Origin of the sequence: Paenibacillus albiflavus (assembly GCF_004344915.1) — a bacterium.
GTDB classification, from domain to species: domain Bacteria; phylum Bacillota; class Bacilli; order Paenibacillales; family NBRC-103111; genus Paenibacillus_AM; species Paenibacillus_AM albiflavus.
On the sequence record NZ_SKFG01000001.1, the window covers coordinates 455,277 to 474,424 of the forward strand.

The 19,148-nt window shown below is 41.3% G+C and carries 23 protein-coding genes and 1 pseudogene; 14 read left to right on the plus strand and 10 right to left on the minus strand.

Translation table 11 applies throughout. From position 1 onward, the window contains the following. Positions 1 to 34 precede the first annotated feature (34 nt). From E0485_RS02185 to E0485_RS02220, 8 genes are all read left to right on the plus strand, one after another. Entirely contained in the window at positions 35 to 2,428 is a 2,394-nt protein-coding gene (locus E0485_RS02185; RefSeq protein WP_132416072.1) for a Na+/H+ antiporter subunit A, read from the plus strand. Positions 2,429 to 2,481: 53 nt separating this feature from the next. Beyond that, positions 2,482 to 2,850: a Na(+)/H(+) antiporter subunit B gene (locus E0485_RS02190; RefSeq protein WP_235857373.1), complete on the plus strand. Its 369-nt coding sequence runs from the start codon at positions 2,482 to 2,484 to the stop codon at positions 2,848 to 2,850. Then, positions 2,850 to 3,188, plus strand: a complete 339-nt coding sequence (locus E0485_RS02195) for a Na(+)/H(+) antiporter subunit C (protein WP_132416076.1) — start codon at positions 2,850 to 2,852, stop codon at positions 3,186 to 3,188. Before E0485_RS02190 ends, E0485_RS02195 begins: the two co-directional genes overlap by 1 nt. Continuing rightward, positions 3,181 to 4,665, plus strand: a complete 1,485-nt coding sequence (locus E0485_RS02200) for a Na+/H+ antiporter subunit D (RefSeq protein WP_132416078.1) — start codon at positions 3,181 to 3,183, stop codon at positions 4,663 to 4,665. The genes E0485_RS02195 and E0485_RS02200 overlap by 8 nt, the downstream gene beginning before the upstream one ends. Before the next feature lie 25 nt (positions 4,666 to 4,690). Next, a complete protein-coding gene (locus E0485_RS02205; protein WP_235857355.1) occupies positions 4,691 to 5,176 on the plus strand; it encodes a Na+/H+ antiporter subunit E in 486 nt (161 codons plus the stop codon). Further along, positions 5,173 to 5,460: a Na(+)/H(+) antiporter subunit F1 gene (locus E0485_RS02210; protein WP_328591241.1), complete on the plus strand. Its 288-nt coding sequence runs from the start codon at positions 5,173 to 5,175 to the stop codon at positions 5,458 to 5,460. Before E0485_RS02205 ends, E0485_RS02210 begins: the two co-directional genes overlap by 4 nt. Then, entirely contained in the window at positions 5,438 to 5,809 is a 372-nt protein-coding gene (gene mnhG / locus E0485_RS02215) for a monovalent cation/H(+) antiporter subunit G (protein WP_132416080.1), read from the plus strand. The genes E0485_RS02210 and mnhG overlap by 23 nt, the downstream gene beginning before the upstream one ends. Positions 5,810 to 5,941: 132 nt before the next feature. Further along, positions 5,942 to 6,370, plus strand: a complete 429-nt coding sequence (locus E0485_RS02220) for an exosporium protein C (RefSeq protein ID WP_132416082.1) — start codon at positions 5,942 to 5,944, stop codon at positions 6,368 to 6,370. Positions 6,371 to 6,419: 49 nt separating this feature from the next. Here E0485_RS02220 and E0485_RS02225 read toward each other — a convergent pair whose 3' ends face one another. The 3 genes from E0485_RS02225 to hcp all read right to left on the minus strand — a co-directional run bounded on the left by E0485_RS02225 (position 6,420) and on the right by hcp (position 9,243). Beyond that, complete coding sequence (locus E0485_RS02225) at positions 6,420 to 7,118, minus strand: polysaccharide deacetylase family protein (protein ID WP_207910915.1); 699 nt, start codon at positions 7,116 to 7,118, stop codon at positions 6,420 to 6,422. Next, a complete protein-coding gene (locus tag E0485_RS02230) occupies positions 7,111 to 7,701 on the minus strand; it encodes a YkoP family protein (RefSeq protein WP_132416086.1) in 591 nt (196 codons plus the stop codon). Before E0485_RS02230 ends, E0485_RS02225 begins: the two co-directional genes overlap by 8 nt. A gap of 249 nt (positions 7,702 to 7,950) precedes the next feature. Then, a complete protein-coding gene (hcp, locus tag E0485_RS02235; RefSeq protein WP_132416088.1) occupies positions 7,951 to 9,243 on the minus strand; it encodes a hydroxylamine reductase in 1,293 nt (430 codons plus the stop codon). 190 nt (positions 9,244 to 9,433) lie between these two features. Here hcp and E0485_RS02240 point away from each other — a divergent pair, with 190 nt between their 5' ends. From E0485_RS02240 to E0485_RS02255, 4 genes are read left to right on the plus strand one after another with little or no spacing between them, the layout of a single operon-like run. Further along, on the plus strand, positions 9,434 to 9,997 hold the full coding sequence (locus E0485_RS02240) for a TetR/AcrR family transcriptional regulator (RefSeq protein ID WP_132416090.1): 564 nt from the start codon (positions 9,434 to 9,436) through the stop codon (positions 9,995 to 9,997). Next, positions 9,997 to 10,320, plus strand: coding sequence for a DMT family transporter (locus tag E0485_RS02245; RefSeq protein ID WP_328591242.1), 324 nt, complete (start codon positions 9,997 to 9,999; stop codon positions 10,318 to 10,320). Before E0485_RS02240 ends, E0485_RS02245 begins: the two co-directional genes overlap by 1 nt. Continuing rightward, on the plus strand, positions 10,317 to 10,730 hold the full coding sequence (locus tag E0485_RS02250; RefSeq protein WP_132416092.1) for a YvaD family protein: 414 nt from the start codon (positions 10,317 to 10,319) through the stop codon (positions 10,728 to 10,730). Before E0485_RS02245 ends, E0485_RS02250 begins: the two co-directional genes overlap by 4 nt. After that, complete coding sequence (locus E0485_RS02255) at positions 10,723 to 11,544, plus strand: GNAT family N-acetyltransferase (protein ID WP_132416094.1); 822 nt, start codon at positions 10,723 to 10,725, stop codon at positions 11,542 to 11,544. Before E0485_RS02250 ends, E0485_RS02255 begins: the two co-directional genes overlap by 8 nt. A gap of 2 nt (positions 11,545 to 11,546) precedes the next feature. Here the strand turns inward: E0485_RS02255 and E0485_RS24975 are convergent, their stop codons facing one another. Together E0485_RS24975 and E0485_RS02260 are read right to left on the minus strand one after the other, a co-directional pair. Continuing rightward, positions 11,547 to 11,708, minus strand: coding sequence for a hypothetical protein (locus E0485_RS24975; RefSeq protein WP_165921051.1), 162 nt, complete (start codon positions 11,706 to 11,708; stop codon positions 11,547 to 11,549). Between the two features lie 73 nt (positions 11,709 to 11,781). Next, positions 11,782 to 12,708 carry a hypothetical protein gene (locus E0485_RS02260; protein ID WP_132416096.1) on the minus strand — a complete coding sequence of 309 codons (927 nt, stop codon included), beginning with the start codon at positions 12,706 to 12,708 and terminating at the stop codon, positions 11,782 to 11,784. A 155-nt stretch (positions 12,709 to 12,863) separates the two neighbouring features. On the opposite strand from E0485_RS02260, the gene E0485_RS02265 reads away from it, so the two are divergent. Continuing rightward, positions 12,864 to 13,292, plus strand: a complete 429-nt coding sequence (locus tag E0485_RS02265) for a VOC family protein (protein WP_132416098.1) — start codon at positions 12,864 to 12,866, stop codon at positions 13,290 to 13,292. A gap of 349 nt (positions 13,293 to 13,641) precedes the next feature. Here E0485_RS02265 and E0485_RS02270 read toward each other — a convergent pair whose 3' ends face one another. The 4 genes and pseudogenes from E0485_RS02270 to E0485_RS25415 all read right to left on the minus strand — a co-directional run. After that, entirely contained in the window at positions 13,642 to 14,112 is a 471-nt protein-coding gene (locus E0485_RS02270) for a hypothetical protein (RefSeq protein WP_132416100.1), read from the minus strand. Between the two features lie 17 nt (positions 14,113 to 14,129). After that, positions 14,130 to 16,073: an S-layer homology domain-containing protein gene (locus E0485_RS02275; RefSeq protein ID WP_165921052.1), complete on the minus strand. Its 1,944-nt coding sequence runs from the start codon at positions 16,071 to 16,073 to the stop codon at positions 14,130 to 14,132. A 168-nt stretch (positions 16,074 to 16,241) separates the two neighbouring features. Further along, positions 16,242 to 16,811 carry a GNAT family N-acetyltransferase gene (locus tag E0485_RS25410; protein ID WP_235857375.1) on the minus strand — a complete coding sequence of 190 codons (570 nt, stop codon included), beginning with the start codon at positions 16,809 to 16,811 and terminating at the stop codon, positions 16,242 to 16,244. A 279-nt stretch (positions 16,812 to 17,090) separates the two neighbouring features. Further along, positions 17,091 to 17,711 (minus strand): annotated as a pseudogene (locus tag E0485_RS25415) (aminoglycoside phosphotransferase family protein); the annotation flags it as partial. A gap of 161 nt (positions 17,712 to 17,872) precedes the next feature. Here E0485_RS25415 and E0485_RS02285 point away from each other — a divergent pair. After that, positions 17,873 to 18,373 (plus strand): GNAT family N-acetyltransferase, encoded by a 501-nt coding sequence (locus E0485_RS02285; protein ID WP_132416106.1) that lies wholly within the window; start codon positions 17,873 to 17,875, stop codon positions 18,371 to 18,373. On the opposite strand, the gene E0485_RS02290 is transcribed toward E0485_RS02285, so the two are convergent. Next, positions 18,324 to 19,037 (minus strand): metallophosphoesterase family protein, encoded by a 714-nt coding sequence (locus E0485_RS02290; protein ID WP_132416108.1) that lies wholly within the window; start codon positions 19,035 to 19,037, stop codon positions 18,324 to 18,326. The two genes, E0485_RS02285 and E0485_RS02290, sit on opposite strands and share 50 nt — an antisense overlap. Positions 19,038 to 19,148 lie beyond the last annotated feature (111 nt).

The following is a 19,148-nucleotide window of genomic DNA, read 5'->3' on the forward strand; positions in this document are numbered from 1 at the left end:
GGCTGGTTATTTGAAGAAAAAGGAGGGGGACTAATTGTATTTACTGTACATCGCTATCTTGATACCCTTTTTCTCCATCCCCTTTATCCCACTGTTGTATAAATACGTACATCGCATACATACTGGTTGGTTCGTCTTGGTTATTCCCGTCCTTCTGCTCTTCTTTTTCGCACGTTACTATTTCGTCCAGCAGACGATAGAGCCTCTCATTCTTTCCGTGCCATGGATTCCATCACTGAATATCCATTTTACGATCTATTTGGATAGTCTCTCATTGCTGTTTGTTTTACTTATTACTGGCGTAGGCACATTGGTCGTGTTTTACTCCATTTTCTATATGTCTAAAGATCGGGAAAAATTACATCTCTTTTATGCGTATTTAATGCTTTTTATGGGAGCGATGCTTGGATCTGTTCTTTCAGACAACCTCCTTGTGTTATATGCCTTTTGGGAACTTACCAGCGTATCCTCCTTCTTACTTATCGCATTCTGGTATCATCGCAAAAGATCTCGTTACGGTGCTCAGAAATCGATGTTCATTACGATGAGTGGCGGATTCTCCATGCTGCTCGGCTTCATTATGCTATACGTCACCTCAGGGACATTCAGCATCCGTGAATTAATCCTACTCGGCGACCAAATTTCGCAGCACTCGCTTTTTATTCCAGCAATGTATTTCATATTTCTCGGTGTGTTTACGAAGTCAGCACAATTTCCTTTCCATATCTGGCTCCCGGACGCGATGGAAGCTCCTACGCCTATCAGTGCTTATTTGCACTCTGCTACGATGGTCAAAGCTGGCGTATATCTCGTCGCTCGTTTAACCCCTATATTCGGTGGGCATCAGGAATGGTTCTGGACCATCACGATCATTGGACTTATTACGCTCTTTATCGGGTCATTAACGGCAATCCGTCAGAGTGACCTTAAAGCTTTGCTCGCCTTCTCGACCATTAGCCAAATCGGTTTAATAATGAGCTTGTTAGGTATTGGTTCTATGTCACTCAATAATCAGTATAGCGACAGTTCTTTACTGTTTGCGGGTGCAACGTTAGCTGCGATCTTTCATTTAATTAATCACTCGATCTTCAAAGGCTGTCTCTTTATGATGATTGGGATTCTCGATCACGAGACAGGTACACGAGATATACGCCGCTTAGGTGGACTGATCCATGTTATGCCCGTCTCCTTCACCTTAACCATGATTGGTTCATTTTCTATGGCAGGTCTTCCACCCTTTAGTGGCTTCCTAAGTAAGGAAATGTTCTTTAGTGGTGCATTAACGGCTTCTCGTACAATGGGGAGCTGGTTCATCTTCATTCCGATCATCGCTTGGGTCGCAAGCATTTTTACCTTTGTTTACTGCATGATTCTCATATTTAAGGTATTCATAGGCCCGTACAAACCTTTGCCACTGGATCGCAAACCACACGAGGCACCATTCGGCATGCTTGTCTCTCCGATGATCTTAGCCTCACTTGTTGTCATTTTGTTCTTCTTCCCGAATTTGATTGCTTCCTCTCTGCTGGAACCAACTGTAAAGGCAATTTTACCGCAAGCTTTCGCGAACGGCAGGGAATGGCATGTTCATATTTCCGCATGGCACGGTTTCAATACAGAGCTGCTGATGACCATGGGAATAATTATTCTAGGCATGCTGCTGTACAAATATTTAACCAAATTTCGCAATATTTACGAAAGTATTCCGTTAAAATTCACCTTGAATCAAGCCTATGACAATGGACTTGTTGCAATGGAACGCATTTCCGGCAAATTGATAAGATTCTACATGTACGGCTCGACACCCCTTTACTTGTCCTATCTTTTCGTATTTGTGATTGTCATCGTCGGAGGCTCGTTATTTCTGCTGAATGGTTTTATCTTTGATCTTTCGAACAATGCTCCGATTGAACTTTATGAATATATGTTAGGGTTCACCATAGTAGCAGCAGCCATATATATGGTATTCACGAAATCCAGATTGATCTCGATTATTGCCGTAAGCGTAATTGGCTATATTGTTTCACTCTTTTTCGTTATTTTCCGTGCACCAGATTTGGCGCTGACACAGCTAGTCGTTGAAACGATTTCAACAGCACTTTTCCTGCTTTGCTTCTACTTCTTGCCAAGAGTAAGCAAGTATGTGACACCGATGAAATTAAACATTCGTAATGCCATCATCGCCATTGGAGTCGGAATGACGCTTACTTTAATCGGTCTATCGACGCAAGAACATCATTTATTCGATTCGATTGCGGAATATTATAAAGATTCCTATACCCTTGCTGGAGCAAAAAATATAGTGAATGCGATTTTGGTCGACTTCCGAGCGTTTGATACGATGCTGGAAATAGTCGTTCTCTTCGCTGCAGGCGTAGGTATTTACACTTTAATTAAGCTTCGTCATACAGGGAGGAAAGATCAGTGAAATTCACCGATGTATTTTTACAAACCGCGATAAAAATATTGGTGTTCATTATTATGACGTTTTCGATTTATGTTCTGTTCGCAGGGCATCACAATCCTGGAGGTGGCTTTATCGGCGGGCTTATTACAGCTTCTGCACTCGTCCTCCTCTACATTGCATTCGATCTTCAATCGGTGCGCGATATGATGCCTGTCGATTTCAACCAACTGGCTGCCGCAGGCGTTATTGTTGCTGTACTTACGGGAACAGCCTCCTTCTTATTCCATGTTCCATTCCTGACACAGACGTTTACCTATGTAAATCTGCCCCTGCTCGGGAAAACGGAGCTTGCTTCAGCTGTCATCTTTGATTTGGGCGTATACATGACCGTTATTGGAACGACAATGACGATAATTACGAGTATAAGTGAGGACCAAAAATAATGGAGACTTTCATAACAATTATTGCCGGCATACTATTTACAGTCGGAACCTATCTCATTCTGAACAAAAATCTGCTTCGGATTATTCTGGGAATAACTCTATTCTCTCACGCTACTCATCTGCTCCTAATGGCCATTAATGGGTTAAAAAAAGGAGCCGCACCCCTTCTCGGGGAAAATGCCGCCAGCTATACTGATCCGGTGCCGCAAGCCTTGATTCTTACTTCGATCGTCATCAGTTTCGCACTAACCGCATTTCTTCTTGTGCTTGGTTATCGCACTTATGTGGAGTTAGGTACCGACAATATGAAGCAATTGAGGGGTAACACGCATGAGTAATGTTTTGATTTTGCCGATCATCATCCCTCTTCTAACTGGAATGCTCATGATCTTCTTTCGTAGACATGTTCGTATGCAGCAGTGGCTAATCGTCATAAGCCTACTGCTTACCATTGGGGTTTCTACCTTTATTATTCATCGAATTTTTCGTCAGGGCATCATTGTTCTCGATGTTGGGGGCTGGCATGCTCCTTACGGCATCTCGTTAGTCGGGGACATGCTATCTGCTTTGCTCGTACTGATCGCGTCGATCATTTGCCTGATGTGCAGTCTATTTGCTTTCGGTTCAACAAGCAACGACCATAAGGTCCACTTCGTCTATTCTTACATATTATTGCTGCTTTGCGGTGTAAACGGCTCCTTTCTGACAGGCGATATTTTCAACCTGTTCGTCTTTTTTGAAGTCATGCTGATCTCCTCCTATGTGCTTCTGGCGCTCGGCGGAAAAAAGATTCAACTCCGTGAATCCATTAAATATGTCATTATTAACGTCATTTCATCGACATTGTTCGTTATCGCTATTGCCTACTTGTATTCGATTACCGGAACCCTCAATATGGCTCATCTTTCCGAGCGTGTAGCAACAATCGGTCAAGACGGACTGCTTACGACAGTAAGCCTCCTATTCTTGTCTGTGTTCGCTCTTAAATCAGGGTTATTCCTGTTCTTCTGGTTGCCTGGATCGTACAGTGCAGCCCCTCCTGCAATCGCCGCATTGTTCGCGGCCCTACTGACCAAAGTCGGAATTTATGCGATCATACGCACATTTACACTGATTTTCTATCATCAGCCCGAAATTACGCACACAATCATTCTCTGTATGGCGGCAATCACAATGATACTAGGCGCGTTAGGCGCCGTCTCTTATTGGGAGATCAGAAAAATTCTCGCCTACAACGTAATCGTCGCTGTTGGCTTTATCCTCTTTGGCGTTGGGATGAGGACCTTCGAGTCATTGACTGGCGCTCTATTTTATTTGATTCACGATATGCTGGCAAAGGCGCTTATTTTCATTCTGGGAGGAGCGATTATTTCCATCTTTGGGTCGGACAAGCTTCGGAACTTTAGCGGCTTGCTTCTATTCCGTCCGTCGCTTGGATGGTTGTATTTCATAGCTGCACTCGCCCTTGCAGGAGTCCCTCCGCTCAGCGGATTCGTTGGCAAAGTCATCATTCTTAAGGGGGGCATTACCGAAGGCCATTTGATCATGTCTGTGATCGGGATTGTTACGAGCCTCTTGGTGCTCTACTCCGTTATCAAAATCTTTATCCACAGCTTTTGGGGGGAGACGCTGCTAAGCGAAGGGGATCAGAAAGCGACCGGCACCAGCGCCTTATTGCCAGGCTCGATTCTAGTCACATTCATTATAGCAATGGGATTAGGAGCGGAATGGGTGCTTACCTATGTAGAGCAAGCGGCTGAGGTTATGACCAACCCATCAATCTACATCGATGCCGTTTTCAAACAAATCGATTAAGAATTCAACCTAAGAAGTAAAGGATGTGACGAAAATAACTACTCAAATCTTATTAAATTTGTTGATTGCCTTCGTGTGGATGCTTCTAAATGAATCGTGGAACATCGTCATTTTTGGTATGGGTTACGCTATCGGATTTTTCATTATACTCTCGATGCGTCGTTTTTTTCCGGAACCATTCTACGGCAGGAAAATCATTTTTATATTTAAATTATTCTCTCTCTTCATCATAGAGCTTCTTAAATCATGCGTCGTGGTCATTAGGCAAGTTACCAGGCCAAAACTAAACATTCAGCCAGGCATTTTTCGTTCCGAAACCGTACTGAAAAGCGATTTTGAAATTACGCTGCTCTCTACATTATTGACTTTAACACCAGGCTCTGTAGTCATGGAAATTGATCCCGAGGCAGGAGTCATGTTCATTCATGCTATGGATGTAACAGAATTCCGCAATAGTATTACCAAAACAAAACGTAAGTTTGAAAAGGCAATTATTGAGGTGATGCGATGATGTTTGATACTATTATGCTTCTGGCAATGTTCCTGCTCTCAATCTCTGTTGTAATCGCACTGTACCGCGTGATTAAGGGGCCTTCTATTCACGACCGAATACTGGCGCTCGATTCAATCGGATACATCGTTATTGGGATTGTTGCGGTTCTCTCCATTATGCTGGATTCTCATGCTTATCTTGAAACTATACTGCTGATTGGTATATTGGCTTTTCTAAGCACGATTGCTCTAAGCAAATATATGGAAGGAGGAGTTGTGAATGGACGCAAAAGCAATGATTGAAATTGTAGTTGGGATCTTAGTCATTACCGGCACCATCATAAGCCTAATTAGCTCACTGGGTATTATCCGTCTCCCAGATGTTTATAATCGTGCGCACGCTTCAACGAAAAGTGCAACGCTTGGTATCCTTTGTATTTTATTAGGTGCGTTCCTCTATTTTTTCTTCACGCATGGCGTATCCAGTATCCGCTTATTACTCGGAATCGTATTCGTCTTCTTGACTGCCCCTGTTGCTGGACATATCATTATTCGCTCCGCCCACCGCTCGAAGGTCACTCTTGCCGATATTAGCGTTCAGGATGATCTCCAGGATTATTTGGAGAGTCAGAAGAACGTAGAATCTAAATGATATAAGTTGGTCGCGAAGTATGTAACGTTAGGATACAAAACGCCTATTATATCAAAAGAATCTATCAATCGCACAATCACTCTCCTTCTTTCGAACATATTTTAAGAGTATCAAACAAGAGGAGATGATATTTTGGTACGCATTCTCGATAAAGCTGCCGTTCAGCCACGAAGTAGATTCAACTTGTCAAATTCATTCACAATTAAACGTTCACCGGCAAGATCTCGTTTAGCAACAATTCGAATTAGAATACCCGTTTTGAATGCTCAACCGAATCGGGTTGAATTAGTAGCAACTATTGGTGTCCAGGGGGTTACTGGTATCGCTCAAATTCTATTTAGAATCTTCCGTGACGGAGTAGAGATTTTCAATACACAACAAGGTATTGAATCAGCTGCTTCTGAACAAAACTATGCTGTCACATTTCAAGCAATCGATAGAAATGTAAGATCCGGTAATCATGTTTACACAGTAACCGCAGAAAACCGAACTGCAAATACCAGAGCTGATATTGTTGGTCCGATTTCATTTAGTGGGTTAGCCGTTAAAACGAGAACCTGATTTTGAATTATCCGCTTCTGAATAATAACACGCCTTTAAGGCGTGTTATTCATGACATTTGATCTAAGCGAATGAAATGCAGGTTCTTGGGCTGTAGTTGGCATAACACTTCATCTAGTGCTTGTAGCATATAATAAGGAGCATGTCGATCCGCGCCCATTGTCTCTCCGCTGTCATGAAGTAAAACAACTGATCCATCGGTAATGCCATCAAGCAGCTTCGACTTCAATTGAGTCTGGCAGTATCGGCTGCTCCAGTCTCCTCCCATCAGCGACCATAGAGCAATTCGATACTCTTTATACCGCAAAAAGTCAAATAAGTTGATTAATCCCCAAGGTGGACGATAATAGCAGGGTCTAATTCCGGTGATCGATTCGATAATATCAGCAGAGCGATCCAGATGTTCACGTCGTATTGTACTCGGGAGCATCAACCAGTTAGACGTATGACAATAATTATGAATGCCAATCTGATGCCCATCTTGATCGATTCTTCTGATTAATTCGGGATACTGCTCCGCTTGTGATCCAAGCACGAAGAAGGTAGCCTTAACTTGATACTGCTGCAATATATCCAATAATTTCGGCGTATAGTACGGATGTGGCCCATCATCAAACGTAAGGGCTACCTGCTTTTTTAACGTTCCTTTCCGAATTACCCTTAAGCCAATGAATCGCGTAATTAGACTTGGAATGAACATATACAAAGCTGCAATACATAGCATTCCAATGATTAAATGTTTAAGCATGATTGCCTCCAGGTGAGAATCGATTCTTGAGTGAAGAACGTGAATGAATCAGCAGCATTGGCACCAGTTGTTCAGTTCTCCGACTAATTCTATGTCTCCCTTCTGGATGCATGGCAGAGAGCAACAATCGTAGATAAATTGTCGTAATCCTTTTGAAAATACCAGAATTTAAATGCTGCTGTTCAAAACCAAGGCCATATGTTATTCCCCGATGGAGAAGAGTAATACCGAGTAATGCTTTGACCTGCCTGAATTCAGACTGCGATTCGAATGCAATCTGAATCTGCTGCATGGATTCACGTAGCAAACGAGCCGTCTGGAGTGCTGCACGACCAGATCCTTCAGACTGGATCAACTTCAGAATCATATCATTATCGAGATGAAGCTCTCCTACCCACTCTCCCTCATTAATGACTGTTGCATCTTGGCAGATAATCGCTTGACCCCGGTGTTTTTTTAGCATTACGGTGCATATGCCAAAGCGTGACTTATGCGTTCCTCGAAAAAATGTAAGCAACGCAAATATTTTTTCCCACACCATCCATATGTACTGTATAGTTCTTTTTCGTAAGTTGAAATCCAACTTCTTCACCCTCCTTTAAAGCGTTTCTTCCCTCTCATTTCTTAATTGTACAAAGTAGAGCTTTCTTTTTTCTTATCCGTTTCTTACAAAAATCTTAAGTACCTATATGCATATTTCATCTTCATAAACGGTCACATGTGGGTTTAGGCGCATGCAATAAGGGACCGTCCCAATTGGAACAGTCCCTTAGCAACTCTTTTTTCTATATCAATGGATACCTATTGCCATACTTAGCATCACCACATATTTCTATGCCAGCGTCAGCATCGCTTTTAGATCCTCTTCAGCTGTAGTAATCAGCTTTAATCCAAATAGTTCTACCAACACATCCAGCACACCAGATGAGATGAACTCAGGCGGCTTAGGTCCAATGCGAATATCTTGAATGCCTAGGCTGAACAAGCCGAGAAGAATAGCAACCGCCTTTTGCTCAAACCAGGATAGCACAATGCTGACAGGCAGCTCGTTCACTGTGCAGCCAAATGCATCAGCTAATGCTAGCGCGATTTTCACAGTTGAGCCAGAATTATTGCATTGTCCTAAGTCTATATAGCGAGGTATGCCTGTGTCACCGACCGTTCCGTAATCAACATCATTAAAGCGGAACTTGCCGCATGAGGTTGTTAGGATGACTGTATCATTCGGCAAGGAGGTCGCTAGCTCGCGATAGTACTCCCCTGCTTTACCTGGCGCATCACAGCCTGCAATCACGAAGAAACGACGAATATGTCCATCTTTGACAGCCTGAATGATCTCTGGAGCAAGACCGATGACTGTTTCATGATGGTAGCCTGTTGTCAGAACTTGATCAGATTCAACATTTGCCGTCGGAAGCGATAATGCACGTTCGATTAGCGGTGAAAAATCATCATTCACAATCTTGGTGACACCTTCTAACCCAGCAACCTCATAAGAATAAAAGCGATCTGCATATGTCCCTTTGATCGGCATCACACAATTCGTCGTCGCAAGAATTGCACCCGGGAACTGTTCGAACAGTCGGCGCTGGTCACACCAAGCCTTACCGATATTCCCCTTCAAATGTTCATACTTCTTAAGGGCTGGATAGCCGTGGGCAGGTAGCATTTCCGAATGCGTATAAATGTTGATGCCTTTACCCTCCGTTTGTCGCAATAACTCCTCTAATGCATACAAATTATGTCCCGTCACAACAATGCTATGGCCTTCGATCTTGTTCTGACTAACCGTGACAGGCTGAGGAATGCCAAACCGCTCCGTATGCGCTCGGTCCAGTACATCCATGATCCGTACAGCCGCACTTCCCACTTGCATCGCCATGTCCAAATGCTCTTGCGTATTGAAGTTCGAATTCGTCAGCGTCATGTATAAAGCTTCATGGGTAATGCGATCCACCTCGGGGTCACTATATCCTAGTTGTCTCGCATGTGTTGCATAGGCTGCGATACCTTTTAACGCAAAAATCATGATATCCTGCAAGCTTGCAATCGTTTCATTTTTACCACAAACCCCCACCACTGTACACCCGCCACTTGGCGTCTGCTCGCACTGATAACAGAACATATCGTTATCCTCCTCTATAGACCATCTTTTACTATCCATAGCGTAACAGCATGCCAAATCTCGAAGTGTGATTAGACACACACCAACAGTTAACAAATTGTTAAATTGACACTGATATAGATTTGTTTTATGATGATGAAAACAAGGAAAATTATTTATTTTATTTATTTTCCTCTAGGTGGTGAATCTTATGAAGGAACGAATATTAGAAATAGCTCTGAAGGAAATTCAATACAAAGGGTTCCGATTTACGATGAATGATTTGGCACGACAAGCTGGTATCAGCACCAAAACACTTTATGTCATGTATACATCTAAAGTTGAGATTATCGATCAGCTTTTGGATCAGGCTATGGATGAAATTCGCATAAGAGAAGAAGCCATAATAGCTGATCCTAATCAGAAATTAATGGATAAAATAAGACAGCTACTAATTCTAGTTCCTTCGGATTTTCAATTTTTTCATATGAATCGCCTTTATGAGCTTCAGCGATATTACCCAGAGCAGTGGCAGCGACTCGATCAGTTCGTTAATGTCCAGTGGGATGGCGTTAGACAGCTACTTCAAGAGGGAATCGCCAGCCGTAAGCTGAAATCCTTCCCTATTGATCTATTTATCGAAATGTATATAGGTGGCCTGTATCGCTTACTAGAGCAATCAGCCAAGCAAGAATTTCATATGACACTTGAAGATGCATTGGAAGCGATGATTGACATTATGCTTGGCGGCATTATGAACAGAGAAGGTGAATAATGATGCACTGGATTCTGTTAACATTAGCCATTCTTAGTGAAGTAGCAGCAACTTCTGCTATGAAACTATCGAGTGGGTTTACTCGGCTTCTGCCTTCAATCCTCATGTTTGTCATATACCTGACGAGCTTAGTCTTTCTTAATTATTCGTTAAAAGGGATCCCTATGAGCGTCGCTTATGCCATCTGGTCAGGATTAGGTACAGCCTTAATTGTAACGATCAGTTATTTCTTCTTCTCTGAACAGATTACACCAGTAAAAACAATCTCCATTGTGCTCATCGTAGCTGGTGTAATTGGATTAAATCTTGGAGGCTCCAAATGAACAAATTAATGATCTTTTTTCTTATTACCGATATTGGATTTATCTTATACTGGGGCATCACGATTCTTGGTGTGATCCCGCAGGAATATTTGTACCAAGATTATACGAACCAGCTATTGGTCACGTGGAACTGGTCCTTCTTCCCGCTCGATATTCTGATCTCTATTACAGGATTTATCAGCCTGTATTTACTTCGGAAGAAGAATGATCGTTGGAAGGTAGCTGCTCTTATTTCATTAATCCTAACTTTCTGTTCGGGCTTGCAGGCAATCGCTTTCTGGACAATAAAGCTGGATTTTGATATAGGCTGGTGGCTCCCAAATCTATACTTACTTATTTATCCATTATTTTTCATTCCGTCTATTGTAAAAGGTTCTCGTCTAAGCAAAGGAGCTGACTATTGTGATTAATGAACTGCAAAGAAATGAATTTTACAAATGCAAATCTCTCATTCTTGAACACGGACATTTGGAGATTCGCGCTATTGTGGAGGGCAATAATCCAGGGAGAATTTTCGTTGACGATCTTAAATCGCCTCGAACGGGTCTCATTTGGTTTGGCAATTTAGATGGATTCGCATTTATAGGGGATTCAGCGAATACGGAATTTAATGAACATATTAATCACTTGTTCGACGAAGTAATCATTCCAGAAGCAATACAACTAGGGTTAAAATGGTTTGAAGGGTTCGGGGATGCCCCCGCTTGGAATACAACTATTGAGCAAGTATTTGCGAGCCGCCAATTAGATGCTTCGAACCAGAAGGTTTATAGTCTTAACAAACACAGCTATAACCCAAGCCAAGAGCCCGTTATCGATCCCCGATATGAAGTAATGCGAATAACTGAAGAAATGATGAATCCATCTTATTTCAGCAATCAAGATTTCCTTTTAAATAAAATATTGGAATTCTGGGACTCCACCGATCATTTTATCCACAAAGGCATTGGCTACTGCGCGATCGATAACGATGAAATCGTAAGCTTGTGCTTCTCAGGGTTCGTAGCGGGACAGATTCATGGCCTGGGGATTGAGACCTTAAAAGAACATCGAGGGAATAAACTCGCGCAAGCAATAGCGCATGCTCTTGTCCAAGAATGTGTTGCAAACGATTTGGTTCCGTATTGGGACTGCATGGATGTGAATGCTCCCTCTAAATCAGTAGCTGAAAAAATCGGATTAACCAATATATTCGATTACACGGTGTATGAATTTCCTTTTTAAGCTTACACGTGGTATTTCTCTAACGGGGCATTCAGGACCCACTCTAACATTTCGATTCTCATTTGAAATTGATTAGCCAATTCTTGATTGCCCGCTGCTTGCATTTGACGCATTGTCATCTGCAATTCAATAATTTTACGTTTAATCTGATCTTCACTTCTCATTCGTAGCACCTGCCTGTCTGGATGATTAGTATATAATCAAATTGTACCACATAACTGCTCATGCCAGACAACCTCACCTTTCTGTTAATTGATAAGTGATAAGTGTTGGTGATGGAGCGAATGGGAAGTAGTCGAGCATTACCATTGAATAGGGATCAGTGTCATCAATCTCAGCTTGTACATACTTATAGCCTAATTGTTTGGCATAATGGATTTGATAGCTTGTTAATAGCTGAATCAGTTGAACAGAACTTATAGATTTGGTACCTCGCCAACCTAATTCCAATTGATCGCTATCTTCAGATTCATGAATAAGGGCATATGCTAAAACTTCCCCGTTATTTATAACCACATAGCTGGCTTCTAGTATCGTATCTTCTCCGAACACTAGCTTGTCCCAAACCGCTAAATCATGTACCCCGAGCGGATTAATCGTATGTGTGTTTTCATAGGTTTCCCTCGCTAGATGGATCAACTGGGCTTTAAGCTCTTCATCTGGCTTAATTTCCTGTAGACTCCTAATACCGTTAGTATACGACGTTAAATTGTATGTATGGATTACCTCATCTATTGGCGGAATCTTCGATAGGTCCAAATTCGTAATGTTTGTCCTTCTTACAATATTGAAATTATGCTTCTCAAGTGTGTGGCATAAATTTGTGGAGGATTCCCAAATTGTGGTCTGCAATGGATATTCAATAGCTGGACTTGCTTGGATCATATGAAGAAGTGAGTCACTCATTTCAATATCATGTCCAGGCGCAGCAGCAATGGAGATATAGGTACAGTACGGATGGAATTTCATCTTCCAACCAAATGCTGAACCAACCATATGCCCCTCTAATTTCGTTGTAAATGCACAAACTTGATTAGGACTAGAAAAACCACGTAGATGATACTCTATTGTATGCTCATCTTCTCCGTAGCAAGTCGTGAGAAAGTTATGTATCTCTTCTTTGGTTATAGTTAGATGCTGTTCATAGTTATATTTAAGGATCACCGATACCTACCCTATCTGTTGTATAATTTAATTCATTTCAATCTATCCTACTATAATGATGATTTTTTAAAATTTTGATTTTACTTCATACAATGGTACAATATCGACAGGTTAAATTAACATTTTTAACCAATCCATTTTGAGGAGTGTATGAAATGTCAATCAATGTTTATCTTGTTTTTAACGGAAACTGTCGAGAAGCTGTTCAATTCTATTCGGATGTGTTTGAGACAGAGCAACCGCAATTCATGACATTTGGCAGCTCACCTTCTGATCCATCTTATCCATTGCCTGAAGAAGCCAAAGATCTAATCATGCATACACGAATTAATATAAATGGCAGCACCGTCATGTTCTCGGACACGTTCCCTGGTATGCCGTTTACAGCGGGCAACAATTTTAGCCTATCCTACACGACTGACAATTTGGACGAGCTTCAATCCTTATTCGACAAGCTGAAAGCAGGCGGCCAAGTGCGTATGGAGCTTCAAGAGACTTTCTGGAGCAAAAGCTATGGCAGCTTAACGGACAAGTTCGGCATTGAATGGCAGTTCAATTATGATAATGCTGAAATGGGCAATTAATTTCTGTCATCATCACCTATACAATGAAGACCGTTCATTCTGGACGGTCTATTTTGTTGTCACCAGTCGGCCATGTACAACCCATAATTAATTTACTTGTAAAGTATTCTAATCGCGCAGAATATACATATAGTATTTCTTATCAAGCTTCACTAGGGAGATGATTCACCATGGTTCAACTTAAACAATTCGGTAAAGGCTTGTTGTTTGGTTTAATTGCGATCGGAACACTCCCATTCCTATTAGTTCAAATGATCATAGAGGCATTAAGTTAGTATGAAAACAACCGACCGAACAGACTAAGGCTGTCAAAGAGGTCCTCTTCTTTGGCAGCCTAATGTTTTTCGATTTACTTGAGTTTGCTCGTATAAGCAATCGATACTGAAGTTTCCCCTTCTACCTGTGTAGATTTATCAATCGTCATCATAACCGTATAATTAGGTGTTTCCCCCGAATAAAATATAGCGCCTTTAATCTCACTTTCTTTAAAAGTATATCCCTTGTCTTTCAGTATCTGGCGATATTGATCACTTACCTCTTTTATAGCTAGCTCCATATCGAAACTCACCAAGTAATTCTCAAAAACTTCATCCTTAGCATGCTCCACAGCCAAGTTCTTAGATTGATTTAGTATCGGAATATCTGCTGGTGGCTGTACAGAAGCCGGTGTGCTGCTAGGCTGCTCAATGGATTTATCTATTTGTTGCTTAATGCTATTTGCTGCATCAACTGCCTCACTCCTGCTGCCACATGCTGCTAACAAACTGATTATTAACATAGCAATGATGCCATGAGTCAATCTGCGGGCTATCCTTTGCATTTGCTTCACCACCTTTCTTATTTCTTCACTTTGAGCATACTCAGAATCGCACTGATCGCTTCCGAACGTGTTGCAAATCCATTGGAATCAAATATATGCTGTGGAATGCCACCGACAATAATAATCCCATTCTGCTCAGCAGTTGTTGCAGCAGCTCTTACCCAATCAGGAATTCGACTATCATCTTCATATCCTGATGTGGGCTTCGTCTCCAATATTAAGCCAGAAGCTCGAATAACCATAGATGCCATTTCAGCGTGTGTAATATTGTCATTCGGTCGGAATGTGTTGTCTGGATAACCCTTAATAAAGCCTAAATTCACTGCAGCTGCAACCGACGGAGCAGCCCACGATCCGATATTGCTTATATCCTTAAAGGTGAGCGCTTTGCTCACTTCTGCTGCCTTAATTCCCTTGATGAGCATGACAGTAAATTCAGCTCGGGTAACATTTGCATCAGGCCTGAATGTACCGTCTGGATAACCACGAACAATTTCTTTTTTAGCCCCCTCTATAATAGCAGAAGCAGCCCAATTGCCAGCAGTATCTATAAAAGAAGGTGACGAAACCGTTGCTTCCTTTACAGTTACTGTACATTCGGCAATAAAACCTCCATCGTCAGTTTGCACACTAATCTTAGCTGTTCCAGGAGTCAAACCTGTCACTTTACCAACATTATCGACTGCTGCAACAGTAGGATTGCTGCTTTGCCAATGGACCTTCTTGTTTAATGCGCTTCTAGGAGATACGTCGGCAATTAACGTACTGTTGTCACCTTTGTTCAAATTCAAGGTTGTTGGACTTAATGACACAGTACTTACAGTATAATTACCTAACGCATGCAAAATGCCTTTGGTATCCTTTACATACACAGAATCGTTAAGACCGATAAGGGGCGTACTCACTAAATTGTCGCCTAAATCATACGTATATTTAACTGATTTATTTGGATTTATGGCATACAAATATCGGCTACCCGTATGACTGTAGATCATTCCTGTGGAATCAGTCGCGCCTGATTTAAATACGTATCCTTTCTCAGGCAAAGTCCATTTGAGCGAACCGTCTGGATTTACAGCATATAGATTCCTTTTTGCTGAACTGATATAAATTGTTCCGTTACTTCCTACAACTGGACTTGCATAGGTAGATTCACTAAACGTAGTGCTCCATTGCTTAGACCCATCTGGCGATATTGCATACAGCTCATTGTCTGACGCAAAATATATAGTTCCTTTTGGCCCTAGAGTTGGTGAAGCAAGAATATCTTTGTTCGCCTCAAACTCCCATTTTTTGGTCCCATTCGGTTTAAGTGCCAAGAGCTTGGTGTCAGAATTCATATAGATAGTCCCATCACTACCTACCATTACATTTTCAAATCCTAGAGAGTCCTTTAAACGATAAGACCATTTAAGTGTTTTATCAGATTCTAGAGCCACAAGCTGATCGATACTTCCCCCATGAAACACGGTATAGATTGTACCATCTGGACCAAAGGCAGGAGCTGTTCGAAAGTTCGAATGTGGATCACCATTATCGATTTTGAAAATCCATTTGCCCGTGCCATCGGGATTTATCGCATGAAGTTCTTTTAACGTTGCAGCATAAATCGTCTGAGTGTCATCAACCGAAATCGCAATAATTTCCCCACCAGCGTTATAGTTCCATCTGTTCGTACCTTCTAAATTGATTGCTGTTAAGTACTTATACTCCGTTCCCATATAGACGGTCCCATCAGAACCAACTGCTGGTTCCGACCAGCCTATCTGCTTAAGATCATATTCCCAAGCAAGCGATAATTTCTTGTTTAGCTGTAGAATTGAAGGATCCAGTTTGATCGGTATCGTAAGATCTGGTTTTACCTCAATAGGATCTGCCAGAACTGATCGCAGGGGTAATACATTTAAGCTAACCATAACAATTAGCCCCAACCCCACTAATCGTTTGGAAATTAAATTCACAATCATTCACCACCTTGAGCAATGTATCTATTCATATGCAGGTAGGCTTGATTTATTGACTCGATCTCGAAACAAAAAGAGCCGATTCTTGATAGCATATCGGCTCTTATAGATTAATTATTGTAAATAATGACACATAAACTTCTCGCAACAATAATATGGAATAGGCTAATAATTTACGTCCTCTCTCAAAATCCCGTAAATCTCTAAATCCACTACACCCTTACCTGTCCATATCTCCGTTTGCCTTAATGTCCCTTCCTTCATGAAACCGTTCTTAAGTAATACACGTCCGGAAGCGATGTTGCCTGGCATGACTTCTGCGAGAATGCGATTCACTTGGACTTGCTCGAATAAGAATTCAATTAACAAAGCAACAGCTTCAGTCGCAATTCCTTTCCCCCAATAAGGTTCTGCTAAATAATAACCTATTGAAACAGATCCAACTTTGACATTAAAATTCCATGCTTCCACGATACCCATCAGCTTATCTCGGTCCTGATTGCTGAATATTCCCCATTTAATCTTCGTTCTTTTCATAAAGTCACGTTCAAAATGGCCGATCATGTTCTTGACCGCTTCTTTATTCTTCCTTGGCATGATGCCACAAAATTCAAATACAAGATCATTGCTGTAAATCGCATGCAAATCATCCAAATGACAGAGTTCAATAGGTTTGAGCAATAATGCTGCAGATTCTAATATTGGGAACCGATCAAACACAGCATTCAGATCCATTGCTTGATTCTCTCTTGTCTGATTAGCTGCAGGAAACTCATCAAATTCATAAGCTCTTAGCATTGGATTGCTGTTTTTGATCCTCTTTACTTTATCCCATGTATTTACATAAACTGGAACTCCTGAGCATCTGTTTAAAAGAATCCATCTGATCAAGGCAAACGCTTCAAATAAATCTAATTCAGATTGTTCGATTATGTGCTCCTGCAGATAGGTAAAGCGAAAAGAGGAAACTACTCCTGGATTAAGGTAGATTTTCAGTAAAATTAACGCCCATGCAAAATCATATCGGGAGTCCCCAAGCTGTACGTTCGTCCAATCGATAACGGCTAAATGCCCGTCTTTCTCTACAATGTTGTTAAAATGATAATCTCCATGTATGAGACGATCTTGTCTGAATTGCGTTTGCTTTTCAAGTTCTGTAATCGCTTGTAATAAATCTGGATGTTCATTCGCACCCTGGAAAAAGTAATGGATTAATTCATAACTAGGCAAAAATGAACCCATTTCTCCATCCACTATTACTTGATGTATTTGAGACAAAATCCGAGCTGCTTCTGAGGCTGCTGCCGCATTGATCGACTGTGTGGGACCGCCATCGTAGCTTGTTAACAAGACTTTATCTCCACTGCCGTTTACTCCCCAACCGATGGGACGAGAGACATTGAGCCCTTGCTCAGATAGCATGCTTAGTAGTCGATATTGAAGTGAAATATTAGGTCTAGATTCCTTGTTCCACACTTTAAGCACATAGCTCTCCTGGTTGTAATTAAGCCTAATAACCTCTGCTTCAAAGCCTTGATTTAACGTTTCGACTTCGATTCGTTCTTCTTGAGCCAATAGAGTGTTTAGAATTGCATCCTGCTCTTTCCATGAAATGGATGTAATTGGATTATTCATTCGATAGCGCTCCTTAATCAAATGTTACATAAAGCCGGAACCATGATTTTTTTACTATCTCTATAAATATATGGAATCTTCTAACAAAAAGCAACGAGCCATAAGATCTATGCTTATTAATCTAGCAGCTAGCATATAGATAAGTTAGGAGGCGATTTATCATGTGGGAGCTTGTCAATGAAGAGATTATAGACTTGCAGCAGCAAGGCAATCACTATATCAAAACCTGTATTGCACAAGATGACACGATCGTTATTTTATACCATCCTCTATTCTATAAGCATTCTATTTTTGCCAGACTCATTAAGCCTAACGGCACACGAACATCCGAGTTTCAAGGTGATCTCAAATTATTCGCGATCAAAGGGATGAACAATCAATATGAACTGCTTCATCTATTCATCCGACAAGAAGATCGCAATAAAGGATATGGCACGATTCTCATGAATGAATTAATCGCGTGCGCTCGCAAAAGATGCTTTAATTATATCGAAGGAAACTTACGTAATATCGATGATGAATCAGATGGTAAGCTCCTTCATTTTTACGGGTGCAAATTTGGTTTTCATATCGATAAGAATCGCAACATAAGGTGGGATAACCCGAATCAAGTTACTTTAAATTACTTGGAACATAATGCGTATAATAGGCATCCTTCGTAATCTCTAAACAGTTGAGCTGATTGCCAAAACAGCAGCCACCATCAATTGCAATCTTATCTTCATCGAAGAAAATATCAGCAGTCTCTTGCAAATAAATTGTCGGTGTATGACCGAATACGACTTTCTTACTCAGGCCTGTTGGATTCTTAAAGAACGGTTCACGTATCCATAAGAAATCCTTTAATGCGGTTTGCTTCCAATCCTCACAGGTTGGATCTATTCCTGCATGCACATAAATATGCTTGTCATCCTCATAATAATAAGGCAGTCCATTCAAGAAATCCAAATGTTCCGAATAATGCTCGGCAACATACTCCTTCGCCTCGACATAACGATCGAAGCTATAATTCCCCGCGAACCATTCCCATCCACAGAAGCTTTCTAATGTGGTCATACCACCATTTCTCAAAAAACGACTATCTTGACCATTGCATACTGCATCTACAAGCATTTGGTCATGATTTCCTCTTAGAGCTAATACACCAAGTGTTTCAACAAGAAGCATTACCTGCTCCAGCACTTCCTTACTCTTCGGTCCACGATCCGTATAATCGCCAAGAAGTACTAATTGATCTTCTTTCGAGTTATAATTAACTTTACTTAATAGTTGATTGAATTCTTGATAACAGCCATGAATATCACTTATCACTAATGTTCTCTTCATCTGCCACCCTCACCCCGTAATAAGATCTCCTTCGACCATAATAGCAAGAAAACAGATGATTTGATAAGACTTTTTTGTTAAAGTCACCTATAAGATGACAACTGAAGGATG